The sequence below is a fragment of the Bacillus sp. FJAT-42315 genome (genome assembly GCF_002797375.1).
Lineage (GTDB): Bacteria > Bacillota > Bacilli > Bacillales > Domibacillaceae > Bacillus_CE.
The window spans coordinates 88,471-112,757 of sequence record NZ_KZ454941.1; the positions used below are offsets into that span (position 1 = coordinate 88,471).

Sequence of the window (24,287 nt, forward strand, 5' to 3'; positions counted from 1 at the left end):
CATGATGCGTATAGAGAGAATACGTATACAGGGAGTTTGTTAAAGGTGGTGTAGGGGATCATGAAGCATCCTTTCTCTCGTTTTTTTAACATAGGAGAAAAAACAGCTGAAGAAACAGTAGCAAAGGGAGAAAATATAAAAAAGATTCCGGTTTCCGAAATAGTTCCCAATCGTTTTCAGCCAAGAACAATATTTGACGATCAGAAAATAGAAGAATTGGCTCGAACCATTCATATACACGGGATTATTCAACCGATCGTCGTTCGTGAAATGGAAGATGGTCGCTATGAGTTAATTGCTGGTGAGCGTCGGTGGCGAGCAGTCCAAACATTGAATTGGGAAGAAGTCCCTGCAATTATTAATAATATGGACGATAAAGAAACCGCATCTGTTGCCTTAATAGAGAATTTGCAAAGAGAAGAGCTTTCAGCGATTGAAGAAGCACTAGCTTATGCAAAATTACTAGAGCTTCATCAATTAACACAAGAAGCTTTGGCTCAGCGTCTTGGAAAAGGACAATCAACGGTAGCGAACAAGTTGCGTCTATTAAAGCTCCCTCAACTAATTCAAGAGGCGATCATGAAAAAGCAAATAACCGAACGCCATGCTAGAGCGCTCATTCCGCTGAAGGATGAAGAAAAACAACTTCAGTTAATGAATGAGATCATTGAAAAGCATTTAAATGTCAAGCAAGTAGAGGATCGAGTCGTTCAATGGCTCACAGCATCGAATGAAGCGCCGAAGCCACGGCGAAAATCCTTTAGTAAAGATGTTCGAATTGCAGTGAACACGATTCGGCAGTCACTATCGATGGTGTCAGACAGCGGCATTGATTTGAAATCACAAGAAGAGGAATTTGAGGACTTTTATCAAATTACTATTAAAATACCAAAGAAAAAATCGCAAGGGTGAATGGCCAGAGATGGAATTCACCCTTTTTATTTATTCAAATCAAAAGAATTTACTCGTGGAATGATAACGAAAGAGGTGATATTTGTTAAAATAGAGAAAACATAGTTTCAAGGGATAAGAGAAGGTAGGTGGTTCAAATGGGAAAAGTCATTGCTATTGCTAATCAAAAAGGCGGAGTAGGTAAAACAACAACATGTGTGAACTTAGGAGCTTGTTTAGCCTTTTTAAACAAGAAAGTGTTGTTAATTGATATTGATCCCCAAGGAAATGCGACAAGCGGTTCTGGCATTGAAAAAGGGGAAGTCGAGCATTGTATTTATGATGTATTAGTCGATGATGTAGAATTAGCCGATACGATTAAGCCAACGGAAATTGAGCATTTTTTTGTTGTGCCAGCCACCATTGCACTTGCTGGCGCAGAAATTGAACTTGTACCAACCATTTCGAGAGAGGTTCGTTTAAAACGTGCATTAGAAGAAATTCGTGATGAGTACGATTACATCATTATTGATTGTCCTCCCTCGCTCGGATTGCTGACGATTAATGCATTAACAGCAGCGGACTCAGTTATTATTCCTGTGCAATGTGAATACTATGCACTTGAAGGTTTAAGTCAGCTATTGAACACAGTACGACTCGTTCAAAAGCACTTGAATCAAGAACTATATATTGAAGGTGTACTCTTGACGATGTTAGATGCTCGTACAAACTTAGGGATTCAAGTGATTGAAGAAGTGAAAAAATACTTTCAAGATCGAGTGTATCGGACGGTTATTCCTCGTAATATTCGTCTCAGTGAAGCACCTAGTCATGGCCAACCAGTCATTTTATACGATGCACGTTCAAGAGGAGCAGAAATGTATACAGATTTTGCAAAGGAGGTAGCTGCTAGTGGCTAAAGGGTTAGGAAAAGGAATCAATGCTATCTTCAAAGACTTAGAGCCTGAGAGAGAAGAAGCCGTGAAGGAAGTAAGACTAAAAGAGTTGCGTCCCAATCCTTATCAACCGCGAAAAGTATTTAATGAAGAAGCGATTGAAGAATTAAAGGCATCGATTATTGAGCACGGAATTTTGCAGCCTATTATCGTTCGGCAAAGTATTAAAGGCTATGAGATCGTCGTTGGAGAAAGACGCTTTCGGGCAGCAAAGGCGGCTGAACTAGACAAAGTTCCTGTTGTTGTTCGCAAACTATCAGATCAACAAATGATGGAGATGGCTCTGTTAGAAAATCTCCAACGTGAAGATTTAACAACAATAGAGGAAGCAACCGCCTATCAAACATTAATGGAAAGATTGGACTTTACCCAAGAACAATTAGCGAAACGAATGGGAAAAAGTCGCTCACATATCGCCAACTATGTTCGCTTATTAACGTTACCAGAACAAGTTCAGCAATACATTATGGATGGAAAACTATCAATGGGACATGGGCGAGCACTCGTCGGATTAAAAAACAAAGAAAAAATAAGTCAAGTGGCTGACCAAACCGTGAAAGAGCATCTAAACGTTCGGCAATTAGAAAAACTTATTCAACGAATGAATGAAAATGTTCCACGTGAAACATCGTCCCCGAAACAAGAAAAGCATCCTGTATTGAAAGAAAGAGAAGAAGTGTTGCGAGAACGATTTGGTACCGCTGTTCATATTAAACAAATGAAAGATAAGCAAAAAGGAAAGATTGAAATTGAATTTTTATCTGTAGATGATTTAAATCGAATCCTTGATTTGCTTAATGAATGAGCTGCCAATAGCCGGCAGCTATTTTTTATCTTTTCATGAGTCTTCAGCTTTTAACAAGGAAGGCTGATAGTAGTTATGCTCAACCAATTGGTTATCAGTTGACAGCTGATAATGAATTCCCGCCTTGGCGATGCCATTTGCGATGATTTTAGCCATGCTCATCACTAAATGTAGCCGAGTATTTTGTAAAACGAAAAACTCCATAAATCCGCTCACATTGACTGTTCCCGTAATGTGAACATCGCCGACTGCAGGCAGTTCTTTCTTAACGCCTGCTCCTGGTTTGACTGGTCCATTTCCTAATTGAATATTTCCGATGTTTTTCAATGTACCTAAGCAAGCGTCTGTTCCGATCACAAAAGGCTGCTGATGTTGTTTTTGAATAAGAGATAGTTTGTCAGAAAGATTTACCGCATGAACAGGGTGCTCAAGTGTTCCGTACACATGGAAGCCAGGCAATAGTTTTTCCGAAAGTAGTGTGCCAATTAATGGACCGAGCGAATCACCGGTTGATCGATCCGTTCCGATAAAGGCAAAAACGATGGGACGAGTGCCGGGTGGTGGTAATAAAGAAAGTAAATGCTCAGCAACGATCGATGAAGCTTGCTGTTCTTTATAATGAATAGTTAACGAGTCAGGTTTTCGATCAAACATTTTTTTTAGATTCATATCACACCTCCTGCAGATTATAGTAAGAGTATACGGAAATCCACTATTTTCTATACATCGATCTGTACAAAAAGTCAGAATTTTATCTAAAATAGACATGACTACAAATTCATGATCGTTCTTGTTAAAATGAAAAAAGATTCTTCAGTTGGTGAAGAGGAGGAGATATGATGGATACATTTCAGCGAATGATAGAAAAAAAGTGGGATCAATATACAGCAGAAGATTTATGGTTTGCGCTTGGTCAAGGAGCATTGAAAATTATTTTAATTCTCATTCTATCAGCTGTATTAATTAAAGTAGCAAAGGCAGCTGTGCGCAATTTCTTCTTAATTCGTTCGAAAACGCCGATTGGCTTTTCTGAGCGTCGAGAAAATACACTTTTAAAGTTAATAGAGAATATTATCTCTTATGTGGTCTATTTCGTTGCATTAATTAATATTTTGTCTATTTTGACATTCGATATTAAAGGTTTAATTGCCGGTGCCGGGGTTGTTGGTTTAGCGATTGGTTTTGGTGCACAAAACCTTGTAAGAGATGTGATTACCGGATTTTTCATTATATTTGAGGATCAATTTTCAGTCGGTGATTTCGTCCGCATTGGTCAATTTGAAGGAACAGTAGAAGAAATTGGTCTTCGTACGACGAAAATAAAAAACTGGACAGGAGAGTTACATATTCTACCAAATGGTTCGATTACAGAGGTGACCAATTTTTCGGTCCATAATAGTGTGGCTGTCGTTGACGTAAGTATCGCCTATGAAGAAGATATTAATAAGGCGGAAAAAGTGTTAAATGAATTACTAGAAACATTACCTGATAAGTATGAACAAATTGTCGCGCCTCCTCAATTGTTAGGTGTGCAAATGTTAGCAGCTTCCGATGTTGTGATGAGAATTATTGCAGAAACAACTCCGATGAATCATTTTATTGTTGCAAGGCATATTCGCAAAGAAGTAAAAGAATGCTTAGATCAAAATGGAATAGAGATTCCGTTCCCGCGTCTTGTCATGTATTCTCGGGATGAACAGGCAGAAGCTGTAGCGAAGCAAGGAAAAGAAGGGTGATCAAATGGAAAAGGTTTTCGAGTTAAATGATATTGTAGAAATGAAAAAACCACATCCGTGCGGCACAAACCGTTGGAAAATTATCCGTCTTGGGATGGACATCCGCATTAAATGTGAAGGCTGTGGTCATAGTGTTATTCTTCCGCGGAGAGAGTTTGCGAAAAAAATGAAGAAAGTGTTAGGACCGATTGAAAACAGTAGCGAATGATTAACGCTGCTGTTTTCTTGTTTAAAGCCTTCTGCTATAATTGGGAAAGGTTTTAGGGTAGGGAAATCTATCTTTTGATTTTAAATAGAGGAGTGAATGAAATGGCATTAACGGCAGGGATTGTTGGATTGCCGAACGTAGGTAAATCAACATTATTTAATGCGATTACAAAAGCGGGAGCAGAATCGGCGAATTATCCGTTCTGTACGATTGATCCGAACGTGGGGATCGTTGAGGTACCTGATGAGCGTTTGAATAAGTTAACGGAAATGGTGGAGCCGAAAAAAACGGTACCGACAGCGTTTGAGTTTACAGATATTGCAGGGATTGTAAAGGGAGCAAGTAAAGGAGAAGGACTTGGTAATAAGTTTTTGGCTCACATTCGTGAAGTCGATGCGATTTGCCAAGTGGTTCGTTGCTTTGCGGATGATAACATCACTCACGTATCTGGAAAAGTGGACCCCATTGATGATATTGAAGTCATTAACTTGGAGTTAATTTTAGCTGACCTTGAATCGGTAGAAAAGCGTTTAGTGCGTGTAGCTAAGTTAGCGAAGCAAAAAGATAAAGAAGCTGTGATCGAAAACGAGATTTTAGTTAAACTAAAAGAAGCGTTAGAACAAAACAAGCCAGCTCGTACAGTGGAATTTTCGGAAGAACAAGAAAAGCTTGTGAAGCAACTTCATTTATTAACAAGAAAGCCGATGCTGTATGTAGCGAATGTTGGTGAAGAGGAAATTGCGGACCCATCGGGAAATGAATATTTACAAAAAGTACGTGAATTTGCTACGGAAGACAATGCAGAAGTGATCGTTGTTTGTGCCAAAATTGAAGAGGAAATTGCTGAGCTTGATGAAGAAGAAAAAGCGATGTTTTTACAAGAACTAGGAATTGAAGAGTCTGGTTTAGATCAATTGATTCGTGCTGCTTACTCTTTATTAGGACTAGCAACTTACTTCACAGCAGGTGTTCAAGAGGTTCGCGCCTGGACGTTCCGTAAAGGAATGAAAGCGCCTCAATGTGCTGGTGTCATTCATACCGACTTTGAACGTGGTTTCATTCGTGCAGAAACTGTTTCTTACGATGATCTTGTAGAAACTGGCTCGATGACGGCGGCGAAAGAAGCTGGGAAAGTTCGTTTAGAAGGTAAAGAATACATTATGAAAGATGGAGACGTTGTTCATTTTAGATTTAATGTATAACGTTGCATTTTGAAAATTATTATGTTATAATCCTATATTGTGAGTAATGAAATACTTACTCCTTGCTCTTTTCGAAAGGAAAAGAGCCGTATAGTCCATGAGGAGGTGACAGAAAGATGAAAAAGTACGAATTCATGTACATTATCCGCCCAAACGTTGATGAGGAAGCGAAGAAAGCTGTTGTTGAGCGTTTTGACGGCATTTTAACTTCTAACGGTGCGGAGATCATCGAATCTAAAGATTGGGGTAAGCGTCGTTTAGCGTATGAAATCAACGATTTCCGTGAAGGTTTCTACCAATTGGTACACGCTAACGCAGAAGCTGCTGCGGTTGAAGAATTTGACCGTTTAGCAAAAATCAGCGACGACATTATCCGCCATATCGTTGTTCGTGAAGAAGAAAAATAATCCGTTTAAATAAACTACACTTTCTAAATGTTTCACGTGAAACATTTAGAGAAAAAGGAGTTGATTCTGATGATGAACCGAGTCGTTTTAGTTGGTCGTTTAACTAAAGATCCGGACCTTCGTTACACGCCGAATGGAGTCGCTGTTGCTACATTTACATTAGCTGTTAATCGTGCGTTTACGAATCAGCAGGGCGAACGTGAAACCGACTTCATTAATTGTGTTGTTTGGCGTCGTCCAGCAGAGAACGTAGCAAACTTTTTGAAAAAGGGTAGTTTAGCAGGAGTAGATGGTCGCCTTCAAACTCGTAACTACGAGGGACAAGATGGTCGTCGAGTATATGTAACTGAAGTTCTTGCCGAAAGTGTACAATTTCTTGAGCCGAAAAGCGCTTCTTCTAATTATGAGCAGCGCGGCGGTGACAATGGGATGTACGGCGGTGGACAAAAGAAACAAGACTTCCCATTTGAGCAACAGAATCAACAACGAAGCAATAATAACAACTCAGGTTATACACGTACGAATGAAGATCCGTTTGCAAATGATGGTCAGCCGATCGATATTTCAGACGACGATCTTCCATTTTGACGGGTATAATACTGTATAATCTGTAAAAGATACTATAAATCTTTGGTATATAAGGATTTATGTTCTTTGAACAGTGTGTAATCTTAATTAGCATTTCCAATGATTTTAACGGGTTATTTACACTTTTCTATTCAAGTGTGTAATGTGTTGATATCATTGAACTATTCACTGAATTTCGAAAATTAGTGTGTAATTTGCTATAAGAAAAAGAACATTAATTAAAGGAGGGAAATGAACATGGCAGGTGGACGCAGAGGCGGACGTAAACGTAGAAAAGTGTGTTTCTTCACTTCAAACAATATCACACACATCGATTACAAAGATATTGATCTTTTGAAAAAGTTTATCTCTGAGCGTGGAAAGATTCTTCCACGTCGCGTAACTGGAACAAGTGCTAAATACCAACGTCGTTTAACAATCGCAATTAAACGCGCTCGTATGATGGCTCTTCTTCCATTCGTATCTGGAGAATAATAAAAAGACCATTCAAGCAACAAGGAGACAATCCTTGTTGCTTTTTCTATTTTAGGGAGTTATTAACTTGTAAGAACAGGATGTAATTGTAAAAAATTAACCTGTATTTACCATGTTAGTGGGCTTTTTTTATGTTGATAGATGTGCACTTTGTTTAATATATAAAAATTTAATAGATATATATATTTTCTTTAGAAAACGCCGATAAAGACATAAAGGGAAGATTATATAAACATCAGGTGGTGGGAGCTTTGAAGTCAATTAAAACTAAGTTAATGATTCCTTTGATTATATTACTTGTCTTATCTTTTTCTATTATTATTATTTTTACTAATAGTCAAACAGAAAAAAGAATGACGAAGGAAATCATCAATCAGACAAAAACAATGGTTGAGGAAATGAACCAGGCGACTCTATTATTTTTAGAGCAACATGAAAAAAGTATTGATCTGTTATCAGATCACCCTGTCGTATTAAATTATGGAAATGAGATTGTTCATTCAGGCAACAGTAAACAAAAAACAGCTTTAGAAAAAACACTAAGAGATTATTTGGATTCATACGGCGATGTGGAAAATGTTTTTTTTGCTACGCCAAAAGGAACGATTGATCTTTATCCCAATTCACTTCCGGCAGACTATACTCCGTTGACGCGCGATTGGTATAAGCAGGCTTCGGCAGCAGGTGGAGAAATGATCTGGAGTGAACCATATATTGATTTAGCAACCGGTGAATATGTGGTCACTATTTCTAGATTAGTGAAGTATCAAAACAAAGCCATTGGGGTACTTGGAGCAGATATTAACTTAACGACATTAACAGAAAAAATTAACGATATGAATATCAGTTATAAAGGATATCCTGTTATTTTTTCAGAGCAAGGGTTGGGCATCGTTCATCCTACGGAAAAAGGGAAAGATTTAAATAAATATGATTTTGTTCAGCAAATATTAAATGCTTCTTCATCAGATGGTGTTATTACTTATCCATTTAAAGGTGACGATCGAGTATTTGTTTATAATACGGTTGAAAATACCGGATGGAAAATTGGTGCATCCTATAAACAACAGGATATGCTTAGCTTATCAAAAACGATTCAAAAGATATTAATCTTTACTGGACTCTTTGTTTTAGTGCTAATGATCGCAGCAATTTGGGGGATTTCAGTTAAAATTACGCAGCCAATTAATGAACTTCAACAATCTGCTAGGAAAGTAGCAACTGGTGATTTAAGTATACAAGTAGCGGTCACTACTCGGGATGAGGTAGGACAGCTTGCTTCTTCTTTTAATGAAATGACTAGCAGTATGAAAGAAATCATTTCGACGGTGAATCATTCAGCATCAAGTGTGACAGAAGCAGCAGAGAATTTAAGTGCAGTATCAGAAGAAACGAATGCATCAAGTGAACAAATCGCAGCCGCTATTAATGAAATCGCCAAAGGTGCAGCCAAATCGGCAGAAGAGTCTGCTGAAGCAACAGAGAGATCGCATCATCTCGGTGATCAGATGAACATTGTTACAAATCAAGCGTCAGATATGGCAAATGCCGCGCACAAAGCGGAGGAAGCGAATAAAGCAGGTCTTCACCAAATCCAGGAGCTAGCTCAATCAAGTGTGGAGTCGAAGCGGTATATTGATGAGATGGAGGAAGTGATTATAGCTTTAGAGACAAAAATTAAGTCGATTGAGCTTGTTATTCAAACGATCACTGATATTTCTGCTCAAACTAATTTATTAGCGTTAAATGCTTCGATTGAAGCGGCGCGTGCCGGAGAACATGGAAAAGGCTTTGCGGTAGTAGCAGATGAGGTTCGAAAGCTAGCTGAGCAATCAGGACAAGCAACCGATCAAGTGAAAGAAATCATCACCGACATACAAGGTGGGTCACATCGAGTAGTCAACCAAATGATAAAAACGAAAGAAAATTTTGATCAACAGACTGCTGTTGTAGAAGCAACAGAGCAAATCTTTACTCGCTTATCTTCTTTAGTAGAGGAGATGGAAAGCGCTATTACAACAATTAATAGCGAAATTTTTGAAGCAGGCGAGTCAAAAAATGAAGTACTGCAAGTGATGGAAGGTATTGCAGCAGCAGCTGAACAATCCGCCGCTGCAAGTGAAGAAATTAGCGCTTCTGCTGATGAACAGCTTCGAGCGATTGAATCAGTAACAAAGTCATCAGAAAGCTTAATGGAATTAAGTGTGGAATTGAAACATGCTGTAGGTCGCTTTAAATTGAAATGATCTAAACGGCACATCGGTCACTAGCTGATGTGCTGTTTTTGTTGGAAAAGTAAAATAAACAAAATCTTTACAATAATTCTATACAATCACTAGGCAAAAGAGACTATAATAAACAACAGTGATGCTATAGAAGGGCGTGAATAAACTGAAATCTATTCGATTAAAGTTCATAGTACCTATTGCAATCTTACTGTTGGTTTCCTTTGCTTTTATCATCGTTTTTACAGGATGGAAAGTAGAAGAGAAAACAAAAGCAGATGTGTTAGAGCAGACAAAAGGAATAGTGAAGGAATTGGAGCACTCCTCTCAACAATTTTTGCAAAAATATGATGAGAGTATTCAACTATTATCAGAAAGCCAACAAGTCAAAGTATATGGTCAATCGATAAACGCCTCTGCAGAAGCAAAAAGCTTGGCCGAAAGAGATCTTCAGGAGATTTTTAATCAATATACTCGTTTATATAAAGATGTATTAAATGTGTATTTTGCTGCACCGAATAAGCAATTTAAAATGGTCCCTGCTACGAATTTATCCAATAATTATGACCCGACTAGTCAAAGTTGGTTTAAATTAGCGGTTGATAATAAGAAATCAGCTGTATGGAGTGAACCTTATGAAAATGCGTCAGGGACATATGTGATTACTGTGTCGAAAGCATTATATAGTGGAAAGAATTTAATCGGGGTCGTAGGAGCAGATATTAATTTAACAAGCTTGACGAATCATATTAATGATTTAGATATTGGATATAAAGGATACCCTGTCATTATGGCGGAAAATGGAGATGCAATTGTTCATCCGAAAGAAAAAGGAAATAATTTAACAGAGCAACCTTTATTTAAAGGGGCAGTATCTAGCGAGAAAGATAGCGGAATAGCATTCGATCAAGGGGCAGAACAATTATTTATTTACGAGAGGGTAAATGATACGAATTGGACAGTAGGAGCGGTGTTTAATGAAGCAGAGTTAATCAGTGTATCACAAGAGATTAGAAACATATTGTTGATTACAGCTCTGTCCATTTTGATGATTATGATTGTCGTTATTTATTATTTATCAGCGAAAATCTCGAAACCGATTGAGCAGCTAAATCAGTCGGTGAGTGAAGTGGCAAAAGGTAATTTACATACGAAAGTAACGATCAAAGGGCGGGATGAAGTGGCTCAGCTTGGCCATAGCTTCAACCATATGATTGATAATATGAAAAATATTATTGCAGTGGTTTCGCAATCAGCTCAAAATGTAAGAGAATCGATCACTGAATTAAACACAATGGCACAAGTATCAGCTACTTCGAGTGAACGTACGGTCGTTGAAATTAACGAAATTGCCGTTGAATCGGCTAGTTCTGCTAACAAAGCCAAATCAGCGAAAGAACAATCTGAAGGTTTAAGTGAGATTATTAATGCGGTTTCTGCTAAAACGGAGAAGATGTCTACTTTTGCATTAGATGCCGATCATGCGAATCAGCAAGGTGCACATCACATTCACTCTTTACAGCAGTCTAATGAAACCTCAAAGCAATTTATCGATTCAACCGAGGAAGTAATCACCGAGCTAGGAACTGAAATTCAACAAATCGAAAAGATCATTCATACGATTACAGATATTTCAGCACAAACGAATTTATTAGCGTTAAATGCGAGTATTGAAGCCGCTCGAGCAGGCACTTATGGAAAGGGTTTTTCCGTTGTTGCTCACGAAGTTCGCAAGCTTGCGGAACAATCGAATCAAGCAGCACAGGAAATTCAAGAGATGATCGAAACGATTTTGCAAGGATCACATAAGGCAGTGAATCAAATTGTTCAGACGAAAGAGAACTTTACTGAACAAACAAAAGCGGTAAAGCAAGCCAATCAAATTTTTGAAAGCAACTCGACGCTGATGAATAATATGAAAGAGTTGATTGACTCGCTACATCTTGATATGCAACAAGTGGCGGTTAGAAAAGATGAATTGCTTGATTTATCTAGCTACATGGCTGCACTTTCTCAGCAGACAGCAGTAGCTTGTGAAAAAGTAAATAACCATACAGATGAGCAATTAAGCGCTGTTCAATCCGTAACGATTGCGACCGAGCAGTTGAACGGGTTGAATCAAGAGCTACAACAATCGATTCAGCGCTTTCATTTTCAAGATGAAGCGGATCGATTAGCGGATTAGAACGGTATGGACATTATTTTTCAAACTCGCCGCCTGTTTCTATAGGTTGGCGAGTTTGTTGTCTATACGTCGCTGACCAGCGCCTTCCGCTTTTCCAATTGTCCAGCTCCAGGCGCTAGCGACTAGTGGACTTCCACATTCCTCCTTGCGATAAGTCAACATCGATTCACTAGCGTTCATCGTGTTTCCTTTATCTCGTGCGGAATGTTCCAGTCCATACGTCGCTGACCAGCGCCTTCCGCTTTTCTATTGTCCAGCTGCAGCAGCCAGACTCTCGGACATAAGCTGTCACGCCTATGTGGCAAAGAACGCCACTACGGCGGTCCATCTTATGTCTGCCGAGTCTAAACGGCTGCTTCCGCTCTTCCAATTGTCCAGCTCCAGGCGCTAGCGACTAGTGGACTTCCACATTCCTCCTTGCGATAAGTCAACATCGATTCACTGACGTTCATCGTGTTTCCTTTATCTCGTGCGGAATGTTCCAGTCCATACGTCGCTGACCAGCGCCTTCCGCTTTTCTTTAGTTGAAGGAAGGGGGAAAGGAGGATAAAATAGTAGGATGATGGTCACTTTCTGGTTTGGAAAGTGTGTCAGCTATTATTTAATGAGGTGTTTGAGTGGAAAAGAAAAAAGTGTTAAATGAAGGAATATGGATGCTAGCGCTTTTTGTTGTGCTTTTGTTGGTAGCGATTTATGTTCCGGGAGTATCCGTGTTATCTAGTTTATTTCTTGTCCTTCCTTTTTTAGTGTTTAGTGCTAAATATTCGCTAAAATCATCGGTGATGTTTGGATTGATTAGTTTATTAGTAGCTAGTGTAGCCGGAGGGTTAGGTGCGGTGCCGTTAGCGTTCGTTTTTTGTTCTACTGGTATTGTAATGGGGAGTATGGTGTACAAAAAACTTGATAAACTGTCTATATTTATAGCAGGAAGTCTGACATTTTTGTTGAATATTGTCCTGTTATACGTGTCGACGATTTTGCTTACTGGGGTCAATGTGGCAACAGAAATGAACGAAGCGTTTAAGCGTTCTTTTCAAGAGTCGATGGACTTAATGGAAGAGCTGGGTCAACCGTTGCCAGAAGAAGCAGTGAAACAATTTCAAGAAGGGTTTTCCTTTTTTTATGCTTTAACGCCTAGCTTATTTGTTTTATTTGCTTTGACAGCAGTATTTTTATTTATGCTTGTGAATTTTCCTATATTAAAAAAGTTAAAGATTAATGTCCCTCATTTTCAACCATTTCGGATGTGGAGAATGCCTAAAAGCATCTTATGGTATTATTTAATTTTGTTGCTGTTGAGCTTTGTTGCAATCCCGGAAGTAGGAAGTTCGTGGTACTCCACTTATGTTAATTTGATGTTTATGCTACAATTTTGTTTAATTATACAAGGTTTATCTTTCTTCTATTTCTTTGCTGATATAAAGAAATGGCCAAAAATTGTGCCCATCATTTTAACTGTTTTATCAATTGTCTTCCTTCCTCTTCTTTATCTTGTAAGATTATTAGGTATAATTGACTTAGGTTTTGATTTACGACAGCGCCTTCAACAAAAACCATAACTTGTGGCTTTACTTTTAATTTTAGGAGCTGAAATGATGCTTTCTTACTACAGTCGGCAGAAGATTCAACTTCTGCTATATGGAATCATGTTGGTTTTATTTCTCTCATTAGCTATGCTTGCTTTTTACAACTGGTTCATAGCATTAGTTGGTTTAGCAGTAGGTACCATTGTCTTTTTTCTCTTGCTTCGGGCGGAAAGAAAGGTTCATGAAGAAATTGAATTGTATGTAACAACACTTTCCAAAAGGGTGAAGCTAGTTGGAGAAGAGGCCGTAATGGAGCTGCCGATAGGAATCCTTTTGTATAACGAAGACTACTACATAGAATGGGCAAATTCTTTTCTTTTGTCCTATTTTCAAAAGGAGACGTTGGCAGGAAATTCTTTATATGAGCTTGCAGAAGCGGTCATTCCCATTATTAAAAATGAAAAAGGCGATATCATTCAATTAAATGAACAGGAATTTAATGTAGTGATCAAGCCGAAAGAAAAGATGCTTTACTTTATCGATATTTCAGAGCAAATGAAGGTTGCTAGGAAACAAGAGGAAGAACAAACGGTGTTGTTAATTATTTACTTAGATAACTATGACGATTTAACGCAGGGGATGGATGACCAGACCCGTAGTCATTTAAATAGTATGGTGACTTCTATATTAAATAATTGGGCGAAAGAGTATGGCATCTTTTTAAAGCGGATTTCTTCTGAGCGTTTCTTTGCTGTACTTAATCAAAAAACATTACACAAGTTAGAAGACGCGAAATTCTCTATTTTAGATGAGGTGCGAGAAAGTACATCGAAACAAGCAGCTTCCTTAACGTTAAGTATCGGTGTAGGCCAAGGAGACATATCGTTGCCGGAACTTGGGGATCTAGCGCAATCAAGCTTAGACTTAGCCCTTGGTCGAGGCGGCGATCAAGTAGCCATCAAGCAATTGAATGGGAAAGTAAAGTTTTATGGTGGAAAGACAAACCCTATGGAAAAGAGAACACGCGTCAGAGCTCGTGTGATTTCTCATGCTTTGAAAGAATTGGTGATTGAAAGCGATAAAGTGATTGTTATGGGTCATAAATATCCTGACATGGACGCCATTGGAGCGTCTATGGGGATTCGGCGCGTCGCTGAAATGAATGACCGTGAAGGGTATATCGTTCTGAATGATTCAGAAATTGATACATCCGTTAAGCGTTTAATGACGGAGGTCAAGAATAGTTCAGATTTATATTCTCGTGTAATTACGCCAGAAGAAGCTTTGGATATTGCAACGGATGATACGTTACTGGTCATTGTTGATACTCATAAGCCTTCACTAGTAATTGAAGAAAAGCTTCTGAATAAGGTTGAGAAGGTCGTGGTGATTGATCATCATCGTCGCGGGGAAGAATTTATTAAAAATCCACTGCTCGTTTATATGGAGCCTTACGCTTCATCGACGGCCGAATTAATTACGGAGTTGCTTGAATATCAACCAAAAGTGCATAAAATTAATAGACTCGAAGCAACGGCTTTATTGGCGGGAATTGTGGTCGATACGAAAAGCTTCTCACTTCGAACGGGTTCAAGAACGTTTGATGCAGCCTCCTATTTACGGGCTCATGGAGCGGATACGGTCCTCGTTCAAAAGTTTTTGAAAGAGGATATTGATACTTATATTCAACGGTCACAAATTATTGAAACGGTTTATTTTTACCGGGATGGTATTGCTATTGCAAAAGGAAACAACTACTCTGTGTATGATGCCGTTATGATTGCACAAGCGGCTGATACTCTTCTTACAATGGATGGAGTGCAGGCGTCATTCGTGATTGCCTATCGTGAGCAAAATACGATCGGAATTAGCGCGCGTTCCCTCGGTGATGTCAATGTTCAAGTGATCATGGAGCAATTGAACGGCGGAGGTCATTTATCGAATGCTGCTACACAGATGCAAGACACTACCATTGCTGATGCAGAAATTCAGCTGCAAAAAGCAATCGATGAATTTTTTGAAGGAGGTCATGAAGAATGAAAGTTATTTTCTTACAAGACGTAAAAGGAAAAGGAAAAAAAGGGGAAGTTAAAAATGTAGCAGATGGTTATGCTCATAACTTTCTGATCAAAAACGGATTAGCTGTGGAAGCGACAGCTGGCAACAAAAAAACATTAGATGCGCAAAAAAGAAAACAAGCTGAGCTTGCTGAGCAAGAATTAGAAGAAGCGAAAAAGTTAAAAGAAGTTGTAGAAGCCTTAACAGTAGAAATTTCTACAAAAACAGGAGAAGGCGGTCGTTTATTCGGTTCTGTCACAACGAAACAAATTGCAGACGAATTGAAGAAAACACATAATATTGCCATTGATAAGCGCAAAATGGATCTACCGGATGGCATTCGTGCTCTAGGTTACACAAATGTTCCAGTGAAACTTCACAATGAAGTATTTGCCACATTAAAAGTTCATGTAACGGAAGAAAAATAATTCGTTTCATGCTAAAATAATAAGGTTGAAAAAATGTGATCGGATGTTTCTGGTCACATTTTTTTATCAACGAGATTGTTTTTAAGGGAGAGGTAAGCGATGAGCGATGTTATGACAGATCGAATTCCGCCGCAGAGCATTGAAGCGGAACAAGCTGTTCTTGGAGCCATTTTCTTAGAGCCATCCGCTTTAACGGTTGCTTCTGAGATTTTGATACCAGAAGATTTCTACCGTACCGCCCATCAAAAGATATATAATCATATGCTGAAGCTGAACGATCACGGTAAAGCGGTTGACGTCGTGACCGTGACAGAAGAGCTAGCAGCTATTAAAGATTTAGAAGATGTCGGCGGCGTCGTCTATTTAACTGAATTGGCTGAATCAGTCCCGACAGCGGCCAATATCGAATATTATGCTCGAATTGTTGAGGAAAAATCACTTTTACGTCGATTAATTCGCACAGCAACTCATATTGCCCAAGAAGGCTATAGTCGGGAAGATGAAGTAGAAGCATTACTAAGTGAAGCCGAAAAAAGCATTATGGAAGTGGCGCAACGAAAAAATACGAGTGCTTTTCACAATATTAAAGATGTGCTCGTGCGTACGTATGACAATATTGAAATGCTTCATAACCGTAAAGGTGATGTAACAGGGATTCCAACTGGGTTTGCCGAGCTTGATAGCATGACAGCTGGTTTTCAGCGAAATGATTTAATCATTGTAGCTGCTCGTCCCTCTGTCGGTAAAACAGCCTTTGCCTTAAATATTGCGCAAAACGTAGCCACGAAAACGGATGAAAATGTTGCGATCTTCAGCTTGGAGATGGGAGCTGAACAGCTCGTGATGCGTATGCTTTGTGCCGAGGGGAACATTAACGCTCAAAACTTGCGGACGGGTTCCCTTACCGATGAAGATTGGCGCAAGCTGACGATGGCGATGGGGAGCTTGTCTAATTCAGGGATTTATATTGATGATACACCAGGTGTACGTATTGGTGAAATTCGCTCCAAGTGCCGCCGCTTAAAGCAAGAGCAAGGACTTGGCATGATTTTAATTGATTACTTGCAGCTCATCCAAGGTAGCGGTCGCTCGGGTGAGAACCGCCAACAGGAAGTATCAGAAATTTCTCGTTCATTAAAAGCGCTCGCCCGTGAACTTGAAGTACCTGTGATTGCCCTGTCGCAGTTATCTCGTGGCGTAGAGCAACGGCAGGATAAGCGTCCGATGATGTCTGATATTCGGGAATCTGGATCGATTGAGCAGGATGCAGATATTGTTGCCTTTTTGTATCGAGACGATTATTATGATAAAGAATCCGAGAATAAAAACATTATCGAAATTATCATCGCGAAGCAACGGAATGGTCCTGTAGGTACGGTTTCACTCGCTTTTGTGAAAGAGTATAATAAGTTTGTTAACTTAGAGCGGCGGTTTGATGAAACAGGATAACATACATGATATACCAGCAGTGAAAGGTAAAAACTGCTGGTATTTGTTATTTTACGAACAAATTTTAAAAAAAATCACGAAATGTTCGTGTTTTCAGTTTGACTTCTCTTGCTTTAACCTGTTAAAATAAAAGGTGCTTAATATAACAAAGAAATTTACGGACCCTTCGGAGGTGCTTATACATGTCGTCAGTAGTAGTAGTAGGAACACAATGGGGCGATGAAGGAAAAGGTAAAATCACTGACTTCCTTTCAGAAAACGCAGAAGTAGTAGCTCGTTACCAAGGTGGTAACAATGCGGGACACACGATTAAATTTAACGGCGTGACATACAAATTGCATTTAATTCCATCAGGTATCTTTTATAAAGAGAAAACTTGTGTGATCGGCAATGGGATGGTAGTAGATCCTAAAGCATTAATTCAAGAATTAAAATATTTACATGACCAAAATGTGTCAACAGATAACTTGCGCATTAGTAACCGCGCTCACGTAATTCTTCCTTATCATTTGAAAATTGATGAAGTAGAAGAAGCACGTAAAGGCGACAATAAAATCGGTACAACGAAAAAAGGAATCGGTCCAGCTTACATGGATAAAGCAGCACGTATCGGTATCCGTATGGCCGACCTTTTAGATCGCAAAGCGTTTGAAGAGAAATTAACTCGCAACTTAGAAGAGAAAAATCGTTTACTTGAGCGCTTCTATGAAACAGAAGGCTTCAAGATTGAAGATATTCTTGATGAGTACTATGAGTACGGTCAACAAATTAAACACTACGTTTGTGACACATCTGTTGTTTTAAATGACGCATTAGACGAAGGTCGTCGCGTATTATTTGAAGGCGCTCAAGGCGTTATGTTGGATATCGACCAAGGTACATATCCATTCGTAACATCTTCTAACCCAGTAGCAGGTGGAGTAACGATCGGCTCTGGTGTAGGTCCAACAAAAATCAATCACGTTGTTGGTGTAGCAAAAGCATACACTAGCCGTGTAGGAGATGGCCCGTTCCCGACAGAGCTTCATGATGAAATTGGTCATCAAATTCGTGAAGTAGGCCGTGAGTACGGTACGACAACTGGTCGTCCACGTCGTGTTGGTTGGTTTGATAGCGTTGTTGTTCGCCACGCTCGTCGTGTCAGCGGTTTAACGGATCTTTCTCTTAACTCGATTGATGTACTTACAGGTATTGAAACAGTGAAAATCTGTGTCGCTTACCGTTACAAAGATCAAGTGATTGAAGAGTATCCAGCAAACTTAAACATTTTAGCTGAATGTACACCAATTTATGAAGAGCTTCCAGGCTGGACAGAAGATGTCACTGGCTGTAAAACATTAAATGATCTTCCGGTTAATGCTCGTCACTACGTAGAGCGTGTTTCTCAATTAACGGGCATTCCGTTATCTACATTCTCAGTAGGGCCAGACCGCAACCAAACAAACGTTGTTCGCAGCGTTTGGGCGCAAGGTTAATATAAAAAGCACCGGCTTCTCCTTTTTGAGAAGCCGGTTTTTTGTGTGTTGGTTTTTTCAATTTTTCAATTCTACTCCCGCTAAAAACTTTTTTCGACATTTTTTTTAAAAAACCTATTGTCAGCTTAAACACCTTGTGATAGTATTAACAAAGTTGCTGATAGCAACAATGTTTCGAGCCATTAGCTCAGTTGGTAGAGCATCTGACTTTTAATCAGAGGGTCGAAGGTTCGAGTCCTTCATGGCTCACCATTCTTATTGAATGGCCCGTTGGTCAAGCGGTTAAGACACCGCCCTTTCACGGCGGTAACACGGGTTCGAATCCCGTACGGGTCACCAAGTTCTAGTTTTAAAAAGTAATCAATATTTATGGTCCGGTAGTTCAGTTGGTTAGAATGCCTGCCTGTCACGCAGGAGGTCGCGGGTTCGAGTCCCGTCCGGACCGCCATAAATGAATCATTTACTTTTATCGTTTACTTAATGAATCCTATTTTTTTTATTAGTCGGCCATGACTTCTAAGAGTAACTTCTTTGTTGGCCGCTCAGTTTTTTGTTAAATACATACTAGTTTGGCTCAGTAGCTCAGTTGGTAGAGCAATGGACTGAAAATCCATGTGTCGGCGGTTCGATTCCGTCCTGAGCCATCAAAGAAGCATCGCGATGATTATAACTCTCGCGGTGTTTTTTTTGAAAGAAAAAGATTGCATAGAATAAACTTTGGATATATATTCCTATCGACTGCTAAAGGGTGAAAAAGGTTGCTGTTCATGGTACAGTTAATAGATGTGGTATTGATGTTGAAAAGACGGTCTTAAGGAGGCTGACATCCATAAAAATATCTCAATGAAGAGGGCTTTCTCCTTTTAAATAGTAGATATTATTGTTTGGGGTCAGTCTCTTTTACTTTGTTAAGAGTAAATAAAAGGTGGAAGAAATCGGTGTTTTCTTATGATAAAATAAAGGAATAACCTCTTCACTAAATCATTTGATTGTAAATATTTTTTGACTTTTGAAGAAAAGAGGAGAGCAAAATGCAAAAAAAGATATTAGTTGTAGATGACGAAAGACCAATTGCAGATATTCTACAATTTAACTTAAAAAAAGAAGGTTATGAAGTTCATTGTGCGTACGATGGGGATCAGGCTGTTGAAATGGTAGAAGAAGTACAGCCTGACTTAATTTTATTGGATATTATGCTTCCAGGACGGGATGGAATGGAAGTGTGTCGTGAAGTAAGGAAGAAATATGAAATGCCTATTGTGATGCTAACAGCTAAAGATTCGGAGATTGATAAAGTGCTTGGGCTTGAACTTGGCGCAGATGATTATGTGACAAAGCCATTTAGTACAAGGGAGTTGATTGCTCGGGTGAAGGCGAATTTACGTCGCCATCAAGCTGCCCCTGCGCCAGTGGAGGAAGAAGACGATTCAAATGAAATTACGGTAGGTACATTGACGATTCTTCCCGATGCTTACATGGTATCTAAACGTGGAGAAACGATTGAACTGACTCACCGTGAATTTGAATTGCTTCATTATTTAGCGAAACATATTGGTCAAGTGATGACGAGGGAGCACTTGTTGCAAACGGTTTGGGGCTATGATTATTATGGAGATGTTCGCACGGTGGACGTAACTGTTCGCCGCTTACGTGAAAAAATCGAGGATAATCCGAGTCACCCATCCTGGATTGTAACGAGAAGAGGGGTAGGCTACTACTTGCGCAATCCTGAACAGGAGTAATAATAAATGAAAAAAGTGAGTTTTTTCCGTTCGATACAATTAAAGTTTGTATTAATTTATGTACTGCTCATTTTATTCGCTATGCAAATTATTGGCGTTTATTTTGTTAATGAATTAGAAAAGAAGCTCGTCACAAATTTCAAACAATCTTTGCAGCAGCGAGTGAATTTGCTCGAATATAATTTAAGGGAAGAGATGTTGAAAGAGCGAACCGAGGATACGCCGACGCTGGAGCAGGATATTCAAAAAATATTAGAGGATTTTTCGGGTTCTGATATTTCAGAAGTGCGGGTCATTGACGCACGTAGCCGAATTATTGGTACATCTGATCCGACGAAACAAGGAACGCTTGGTCAAAGAACAACGGAAATTTCAGTGAAGAGGACGTTGTCTGTTGGAGCCGACGAAGACAAGATGTATGTCGATAAGCAAACGAATAAACGTTTTTGGGTGTTAACATCTCCCATCATTTCGAATCGAGAAGTGATCGGTGCGGTTTATTTAGTTGGAAAGATTGAAAATGTGTTCGGACAAATGGATCAGATTAATGAAATCCTATTTTCAGCCACGGCCCTGGCTCTAGGGATCACAGCTATTTTAGGTGTGGTGTTAGCTCGTACCATTACTCGCCCGATCACAGATATGCGTCGTCAAGCTGTCGCACTTGGAAAAGGAAACTTTTCGCGAAAGGTGAAAGTATATGGGCAGGATGAGATTGGTGAGCTAGCAGTCACATTTAATAATTTAACGAAGCGACTTCAGGAAGCTCAAGCCACGACGGAGGGAGAACGAAGAAAGTTATCATCGGTTTTGTCTTATATGACAGATGGGGTGATTGCAACCGACCGTAGAGGCCGTGTTATTCTCATTAATGAACCAGGAGCTAAGCTGTTAAATGTTTCACGTGAAACATTGATTTCGAAGCCGATTACGTCCGTGCTTGGTCTCGAGGAAGAGTACTCATTTGAAGATTTGCTGAATGAACAAGATTCGGTCATATTGGATTATAGCAATGAAGAAGGGCCATATATTTTACGTGCCAACTTTTCTGTCATTCAAAAAGACACGGGTTTTGTGAATGGATTAATTACCGTGCTTCATGACATTACTGAACAAGAGAAAATTGAAGCGGATCGTCGTGAGTTTGTGGCGAATGTTTCTCATGAATTGAGAACACCATTGACGACGATGAGAAGTTATTTAGAGGCATTAGCAGATGGAGCTTGGCAAGATGCTGATATTGCGCCTCATTTCTTAGAAGTGACACAGACAGAAACGGAGCGAATGATCCGACTAGTGAATGATTTATTGCAGTTATCTAAATTTGATAGCCGTGATTTTCAGCTTACGAAAAAAGAAGTCAACTTCACAAAGTTTTACAATCGAATTATTGATCGATTTGAAATGACAAAATCTCAAGATGTCACGTTTAAAAGACAGCTACCTAATTATCCGATTTATGTTGAGATCGATACCGATAAATTGACGCAGGTGCTAGATAATATTATTTCTAACGCCTTGAAGTATTCTCCACAAGGAGGCCGACTTACATTTAAGGTAGAGGAACAATCCAATGCCATTGTCGTCAGCGTTCGTGACCAAGGCATGGGGATTCCGAAGAAAAATCTTGAGCGGATTTTTGAACGTTTTTATCGAGTAGATCGTGCAAGAACGCGCAAAATGGGTGGTACTGGCTTAGGGCTTGCGATTGCCAAAGAAATTGTTACGGCACATGGTGGCGATATTTGGGCGACTAGCGCGGAAGGGAAAGGCACAACTATTTTCTTTACGCTACCATATGAGTTATCTCAAGAGGATGATTGGCTATGAACTATGAACACATCAAAAGTATTGTTTTAGTCGTGCTTGTCTTTACTAGCATTCTTTTGACGTTAAGCATCTGGAACTATCAGCCGAACTTAGAAACGATTGAAGATGATTATGTTCATGAAGTATCTATCGGTGAAACGAGGGAAGTTGCCGATCTTATTAAGCCATCTAAAGTATTATTCCATAATGGTGATCGTCATTTTGGTACAACGAATGAAAATGAGATAAATAATATATTGAATGAACTGCAAGGATGGACCTTTAACGAACCGAAAAACATTTCAAATACGACCACTGATAAAGAATTTGACCGTTTAATGTATGGAGATAATAGAATGGCATTGGTATTTCCAACGTTCATTCCATTCTATACAATCAATACATTATGGGCATTTAATGATCAGCAAGTGCCCAATGCTGTTTTCGATCGGATAGTGATTAGTCGGATGAATACAAGAGACAAAAAAACGATCGTTTATTTTGTCTCAACGAATGAACGTCTCGTGTTTGAAAGTCAAGTTTCGTCAGCTACTTTAGGTGCATTTAAAAGAAATTATTCCAATCAAGCTCTTGAATGGGATGTTTATTTGTCCAAGCAACTAGGAGATAACCGTCGGCTATTTTTACCAGAAGGTCTCCCTTCTTTAATGAGATATAAGTATTATCCAGACGATATTGATACATTGAAATTTAAAGATGCTTTATTTACAGATCCAAGCATTGTGAAAAAAGGAACAAAAACGAACGGAGAAGAGTATACAGACGGCTCAAGTTTAATGAAAGTGCTTCATAAGAACAAGAAGATAGAATATGTCAATCCAGCTCAGGAAGCGGTCCGCAGTGGAGCGCTGCATGGATTAATTGATAAAAGCGTTAATTTCGTTAATGAGCACAGCGGTTGGACGGACCAATATCGACTGTTTGAGGCAATCCCAGGTTCTCCGCAAATTAGTTATCGGTTATTTATTGACGGTCAGCCCGTTTTTAATGATCAGGGCATGGCAGAAATCATGCAAATTTGGGGAAAAGAACAAATTTATAAATATGTTCGCCCGTACTTTACCTTAAATATTTCGATTCCCTCTGAAGCGGATGAGGTGAAATTGCAAGATAGTTTGACAGCATTCAATCAAGTGAAACAACAGCCCAATTTTGATATTGCCCAATTAGAAGATATGACAGTTGGCTATCATATGCGTCCTGATTTGCAAACAGATAAAATTCTTGTTCTTGAACCAGCTTGGTTTTATAAATACGATGGTCGTTGGAAAGAACTGCTATGGAATGAAGAAATGGAGGACAGTAGTCATGGATTGGAGTAAAACGAAAACAATCTTTATTGCTGTTTTTCTCATTTTGAATATCTTCCTACTTATCATGTTTTTTAACAAAGATCGTGCGAATCAATACGCAACGATGAAAGAAGAGCCCGTTGAAGAAAAGCTAAAAGAATACAACATTAAATATGAAGACTTACCTAATGATATTACCGAAGCAGCCATTATTACGGCAAAGTCGAAAAGCTTTGATAAAAAGGAATTGGCCAAGCTAAAAAATCAGCAAATCCAGCTTTCTGATAGTCAAATGATTGTTTATAGTAAATTGCAAAAGTCAGTAAAGCTAGGAGAGAATAAAGTACAAGACATCCGTTCTTTTGTGAACGATCATGTCGTTTATGGAAAAGAATATCGTTATTGGGGCATGGATGAAAAGAAGAAAAAAGCGGTTTTCTATCAGCATGTTAATAATAAAAAGCTGTTTGAAAATATCAATGGAAGGCTTGAAATTCAACTGAATGATAACGGAGAGATTATCAAGTATGAGCAAAGGCTTTTAGGACAAGTAGAGGAGAATGACCAGAAGGAAACGATTATTCCAGCTTTTCAAGCGGTTCAGAGCCTCTATAAAAATGGTTTCATTAAGCCAAACAGCCAAATCTCCAATGCCGAGCTCGGTTACTATACGGTCGTTAAAGTAACCGAGGCGCAAGTACTCTCCCCTACTTGGTATTTTAAAATAAAAAATAACGACAAAGTCGAAAAAATTTACGTCAATGCGTTAGATGGAACTATTTATACAAATGAAACAGATAGTTAAAAATA

Annotated in this window: 22 protein-coding genes, 4 tRNA genes and 1 pseudogene; 25 read left to right on the forward strand and 2 right to left on the reverse strand. The window is 39.1% G+C overall.

Annotated features, from left to right (window positions below):
- The first annotated feature begins 60 nt into the window (after nucleotides 1-60).
- The 3 genes from noc to CEF22_RS00490 all read left to right on the forward strand — a co-directional run bounded on the left by noc (nucleotide 61) and on the right by CEF22_RS00490 (nucleotide 2,652).
- Nucleotides 61-912, forward strand: coding sequence for a nucleoid occlusion protein (gene noc / locus CEF22_RS00480; RefSeq protein ID WP_100401292.1), 852 nt, complete (start codon nucleotides 61-63; stop codon nucleotides 910-912).
- Between the two features lie 137 nt (nucleotides 913-1,049).
- Nucleotides 1,050-1,811: a ParA family protein gene (locus CEF22_RS00485; RefSeq protein ID WP_094834672.1), complete on the forward strand. Its 762-nt coding sequence runs from the start codon at nucleotides 1,050-1,052 to the stop codon at nucleotides 1,809-1,811.
- Nucleotides 1,804-2,652: a ParB/RepB/Spo0J family partition protein gene (locus CEF22_RS00490; protein ID WP_100401293.1), complete on the forward strand. Its 849-nt coding sequence runs from the start codon at nucleotides 1,804-1,806 to the stop codon at nucleotides 2,650-2,652. The genes CEF22_RS00485 and CEF22_RS00490 overlap by 8 nt, the downstream gene beginning before the upstream one ends.
- Nucleotides 2,653-2,685: 33 nt before the next feature.
- Here CEF22_RS00490 and yyaC read toward each other — a convergent pair whose 3' ends face one another.
- Entirely contained in the window at nucleotides 2,686-3,321 is a 636-nt protein-coding gene (gene yyaC / locus CEF22_RS00495) for a spore protease YyaC (protein ID WP_100401294.1), read from the reverse strand.
- 170 nt (nucleotides 3,322-3,491) lie between these two features.
- Here yyaC and CEF22_RS00500 point away from each other — a divergent pair, with 170 nt between their 5' ends.
- The 9 genes and pseudogenes from CEF22_RS00500 (at nucleotide 3,492) to CEF22_RS00535 (ending at nucleotide 11,677) form a co-directional block, all read left to right on the forward strand.
- Complete coding sequence (locus CEF22_RS00500) at nucleotides 3,492-4,388, forward strand: mechanosensitive ion channel family protein (protein WP_100401295.1); 897 nt, start codon at nucleotides 3,492-3,494, stop codon at nucleotides 4,386-4,388.
- 4 nt (nucleotides 4,389-4,392) lie between these two features.
- Nucleotides 4,393-4,596 (forward strand): DUF951 domain-containing protein, encoded by a 204-nt coding sequence (locus tag CEF22_RS00505; RefSeq protein ID WP_100401296.1) that lies wholly within the window; start codon nucleotides 4,393-4,395, stop codon nucleotides 4,594-4,596.
- Between the two features lie 101 nt (nucleotides 4,597-4,697).
- Complete coding sequence (gene ychF / locus CEF22_RS00510; RefSeq protein ID WP_100401297.1) at nucleotides 4,698-5,798, forward strand: redox-regulated ATPase YchF; 1,101 nt, start codon at nucleotides 4,698-4,700, stop codon at nucleotides 5,796-5,798.
- 116 nt (nucleotides 5,799-5,914) lie between these two features.
- Nucleotides 5,915-6,205 carry a 30S ribosomal protein S6 gene (gene rpsF / locus CEF22_RS00515; RefSeq protein WP_094834678.1) on the forward strand — a complete coding sequence of 97 codons (291 nt, stop codon included), beginning with the start codon at nucleotides 5,915-5,917 and terminating at the stop codon, nucleotides 6,203-6,205.
- Nucleotides 6,206-6,274: 69 nt separating this feature from the next.
- A complete protein-coding gene (gene ssb, locus CEF22_RS00520) occupies nucleotides 6,275-6,793 on the forward strand; it encodes a single-stranded DNA-binding protein (protein WP_095480133.1) in 519 nt (172 codons plus the stop codon).
- A gap of 237 nt (nucleotides 6,794-7,030) precedes the next feature.
- Nucleotides 7,031-7,267: a 30S ribosomal protein S18 gene (gene rpsR / locus CEF22_RS00525; RefSeq protein ID WP_095480132.1), complete on the forward strand. Its 237-nt coding sequence runs from the start codon at nucleotides 7,031-7,033 to the stop codon at nucleotides 7,265-7,267.
- Between the two features lie 353 nt (nucleotides 7,268-7,620).
- A pseudogene (locus CEF22_RS18980) lies at nucleotides 7,621-8,565 on the forward strand (cache domain-containing protein); the annotation flags it as partial.
- 9 nt (nucleotides 8,566-8,574) lie between these two features.
- Nucleotides 8,575-9,513 carry a methyl-accepting chemotaxis protein gene (locus CEF22_RS18985; protein ID WP_442857379.1) on the forward strand — a complete coding sequence of 313 codons (939 nt, stop codon included), beginning with the start codon at nucleotides 8,575-8,577 and terminating at the stop codon, nucleotides 9,511-9,513.
- 136 nt (nucleotides 9,514-9,649) lie between these two features.
- Nucleotides 9,650-11,677: a methyl-accepting chemotaxis protein gene (locus CEF22_RS00535; protein ID WP_100401299.1), complete on the forward strand. Its 2,028-nt coding sequence runs from the start codon at nucleotides 9,650-9,652 to the stop codon at nucleotides 11,675-11,677.
- Between the two features lie 39 nt (nucleotides 11,678-11,716).
- On the opposite strand, the gene CEF22_RS18345 is transcribed toward CEF22_RS00535, so the two are convergent.
- Nucleotides 11,717-11,857, reverse strand: a complete 141-nt coding sequence (locus CEF22_RS18345; protein WP_157843118.1) for a hypothetical protein — start codon at nucleotides 11,855-11,857, stop codon at nucleotides 11,717-11,719.
- A gap of 437 nt (nucleotides 11,858-12,294) precedes the next feature.
- Here CEF22_RS18345 and CEF22_RS00540 point away from each other — a divergent pair, with 437 nt between their 5' ends.
- The 13 genes from CEF22_RS00540 (at nucleotide 12,295) to CEF22_RS00600 (ending at nucleotide 24,282) form a co-directional block, all read left to right on the forward strand.
- Complete coding sequence (locus CEF22_RS00540; RefSeq protein ID WP_100401300.1) at nucleotides 12,295-13,236, forward strand: YybS family protein; 942 nt, start codon at nucleotides 12,295-12,297, stop codon at nucleotides 13,234-13,236.
- A 36-nt stretch (nucleotides 13,237-13,272) separates the two neighbouring features.
- On the forward strand, nucleotides 13,273-15,243 hold the full coding sequence (locus CEF22_RS00545) for a DHH family phosphoesterase (RefSeq protein WP_100401301.1): 1,971 nt from the start codon (nucleotides 13,273-13,275) through the stop codon (nucleotides 15,241-15,243).
- Nucleotides 15,240-15,689, forward strand: a complete 450-nt coding sequence (rplI, locus tag CEF22_RS00550; protein WP_100401302.1) for a 50S ribosomal protein L9 — start codon at nucleotides 15,240-15,242, stop codon at nucleotides 15,687-15,689. Before CEF22_RS00545 ends, rplI begins: the two co-directional genes overlap by 4 nt.
- A 99-nt stretch (nucleotides 15,690-15,788) precedes the next feature.
- Nucleotides 15,789-17,138, forward strand: coding sequence for a replicative DNA helicase (gene dnaB / locus CEF22_RS00555; protein WP_095480126.1), 1,350 nt, complete (start codon nucleotides 15,789-15,791; stop codon nucleotides 17,136-17,138).
- 182 nt (nucleotides 17,139-17,320) lie between these two features.
- Nucleotides 17,321-18,613 carry an adenylosuccinate synthase gene (locus tag CEF22_RS00560; protein ID WP_095480125.1) on the forward strand — a complete coding sequence of 431 codons (1,293 nt, stop codon included), beginning with the start codon at nucleotides 17,321-17,323 and terminating at the stop codon, nucleotides 18,611-18,613.
- Nucleotides 18,614-18,789: 176 nt separating this feature from the next.
- A tRNA-Lys gene (locus CEF22_RS00565) sits at nucleotides 18,790-18,865 on the forward strand.
- A gap of 12 nt (nucleotides 18,866-18,877) precedes the next feature.
- Nucleotides 18,878-18,952: transfer RNA gene (locus tag CEF22_RS00570), tRNA-Glu, on the forward strand.
- A 32-nt stretch (nucleotides 18,953-18,984) separates the two neighbouring features.
- Nucleotides 18,985-19,061, forward strand: a tRNA-Asp gene (locus CEF22_RS00575).
- Between the two features lie 123 nt (nucleotides 19,062-19,184).
- Nucleotides 19,185-19,257, forward strand: a tRNA-Phe gene (locus CEF22_RS00580).
- Nucleotides 19,258-19,644: 387 nt separating this feature from the next.
- On the forward strand, nucleotides 19,645-20,355 hold the full coding sequence (gene yycF / locus CEF22_RS00585; RefSeq protein WP_094834688.1) for a response regulator YycF: 711 nt from the start codon (nucleotides 19,645-19,647) through the stop codon (nucleotides 20,353-20,355).
- Between the two features lie 6 nt (nucleotides 20,356-20,361).
- Nucleotides 20,362-22,185, forward strand: a complete 1,824-nt coding sequence (gene walK / locus CEF22_RS00590) for a cell wall metabolism sensor histidine kinase WalK (protein ID WP_095480124.1) — start codon at nucleotides 20,362-20,364, stop codon at nucleotides 22,183-22,185.
- Nucleotides 22,182-23,507, forward strand: a complete 1,326-nt coding sequence (locus CEF22_RS00595; protein ID WP_100401303.1) for a YycH family regulatory protein — start codon at nucleotides 22,182-22,184, stop codon at nucleotides 23,505-23,507. The genes walK and CEF22_RS00595 overlap by 4 nt, the downstream gene beginning before the upstream one ends.
- Complete coding sequence (locus CEF22_RS00600) at nucleotides 23,494-24,282, forward strand: two-component system regulatory protein YycI (RefSeq protein WP_157843119.1); 789 nt, start codon at nucleotides 23,494-23,496, stop codon at nucleotides 24,280-24,282. Before CEF22_RS00595 ends, CEF22_RS00600 begins: the two co-directional genes overlap by 14 nt.
- The last annotated feature ends 5 nt before the right edge of the window (nucleotides 24,283-24,287 follow it).